This is a genomic window from Xanthomonas axonopodis (assembly GCF_001304695.1).
Lineage (GTDB): Bacteria > Pseudomonadota > Gammaproteobacteria > Xanthomonadales > Xanthomonadaceae > Xanthomonas > Xanthomonas axonopodis.
Genome location: NZ_JFAQ01000251.1, coordinates 1 through 1742, shown reverse-complemented (window position 1 = coordinate 1742; position 1742 = coordinate 1). Strand labels below are relative to the sequence as shown.

Below are 1742 nucleotides of genomic sequence, written 5' to 3'. Positions count from 1 at the left end.
CAGGACGGGGGGACGTCGGCTCTCGCTTGCATGCTCCATCATTTGCTTACGCATGCTTCCTGGGTTTTGTTAGCCGCTCTTAGAGTCGACCGCGAGAACAGGCGCGCTGAGGGAATCACGGGATGCAGTGCAAGCGTGTTGCACTTGATCTTAGTCGGCCGCGTGACCGCCAAGGAGGCCGGCGCCGATCCGTTCGATTCGCCCAAGGCCCTGCTGGACGCGGTCAAGGCCAAGCGCTACGCTGGCCTGGAGGATAAACGCCTGGGCTCGGTGCCGGTCAACTTCCTGTCGGACCTGGACATCACCGGCGGCAACTCCGGTTCGCCGGTGATGGGCGCGCAGGGCAAGCTGGTCGGCCTGGCGTTCGATGGAAATTGGGAGTCGGTAAGCAGCAACTGGATCTTCGACCCGGCAATGACCCGCATGATTGCCGTGGACAGCCGCTATCTGCGTTGGATCATGACCGAGGTCGCTCCGGCGCCACAGCTGTTGAAGGAGCTCGGCGTGCGCTGACGCCGGCGGCCGGCGCGGGGGCGGCAGGGGTTATCATGCGGTCCCGTTTTCGCTGCGGCGAGCGGGCCCCTCCCCCAAGGAACTCCCAGCGCATGCGCATCCTGCTTGCTCGTCACGGCGAGACGCCGTGGAACGCCGAAGGCCGTTACCAGGGCCAGATCGATATTCCGCTTTCGCCGGTCGGCGAAGGCCAGGCGCGCGCATTGGGCGAACGGCTGCACTCGCTGCAGATCGACCGTGCAGTGGCATCGCCGTTGTCGCGCGCGCAGGCCACTGCCAAAGCCGCGTTGGGCGCTGCGCGCCAAGCCCTGCTGCAGACCGATGCCGACCTGCAGGAAATTGCGCACGGCGAATGGGAAGGCCTGCTGGCCAGCGAGATCAACGACAAAGATCCAGCACGTCTGCGCGCCTGGCGCGAAGAGCCCGATACCGTGTTGATGCCAGGTGGCGAATCGCTGCGTCAGGTGCTCGATCGCAGCTGGCGCGGCCTGGTGCGCGCCGCCGATGGGTTGGGCGCCGACGACACCTTGCTGGTGGTTGCGCACGATGCGGTCAATCGCGTGATCCTGTGCAAGATCCTGGGTCTGCCGTTGTCCAGGCTATGGAGCTTCCGCCAGGCCCCGACCACCCTGAACCTGCTCGAAGGTGATGACGTCGAGCATCTCGAAGTGGTGCGCCTCAACGACTGCGCGCACCACACACCGTTCTTTGGTGAGGCAAAGCATCGGGCGCTGTAGGCCTGGTGGTGGCGTGTTGCTCTCAGGAATAATTCTTACAGTCCTCACGCTGCCAACATTCAGGTGCTCGAGATTGATCTCCATGCATTGCTGCTTGCAATGCATGCGTCATCTTCAAATTTGCATGTTTAGAAGAGGGCTGTTTGGTCCCGCCCTCCAGCGTTTGCTGGCCGCTGCGTAGCCTGCGCATCTGTGCATTCCCCTGAAGGATCAGTTCGGTGAGACCAAAGCTGTTCGCCTTGAAGAAGGTTGCCTCTGTCTTCGTGATGCTCGGGCTTATTCCGCCGAGCCTGCTCGCTACATTTATCCCCGTCGAGTTCCTTCAAGGGCGCTATTGGAAGTGGCCGGCCTTGGCGATGGGTATCGCACTAAGAGGGTGTTTACATAATCAAGCAGTCAGTCGCCGGAGTAGCACCTTTGCTTCAGCCAGCCATCCCCAAGCCTCGGAAACCTGGGTCAGCCGATCATGGTGCATGCGACGTCCCCCCGTCC

1 protein-coding gene and 2 pseudogenes are annotated in these 1742 nt (G+C 62.5%); all 3 read left to right on the top strand.

Going from position 1 to position 1742, the window contains the following annotated elements:
• Positions 1–162 precede the first annotated feature (162 nt).
• Positions 163–513 (top strand): annotated as a pseudogene (locus XAXN_RS18875) (S46 family peptidase); the annotation flags it as partial.
• A 92-nt stretch (positions 514–605) separates the two neighbouring features.
• A complete protein-coding gene (locus XAXN_RS18870; RefSeq protein WP_042823179.1) occupies positions 606–1250 on the top strand; it encodes a histidine phosphatase family protein in 645 nt (214 codons plus the stop codon).
• A 218-nt stretch (positions 1251–1468) separates the two neighbouring features.
• Positions 1469–1666 (top strand): annotated as a pseudogene (locus tag XAXN_RS22810) (hypothetical protein); the annotation flags it as partial.
• Positions 1667–1742: the final 76 nt, after the last annotated feature.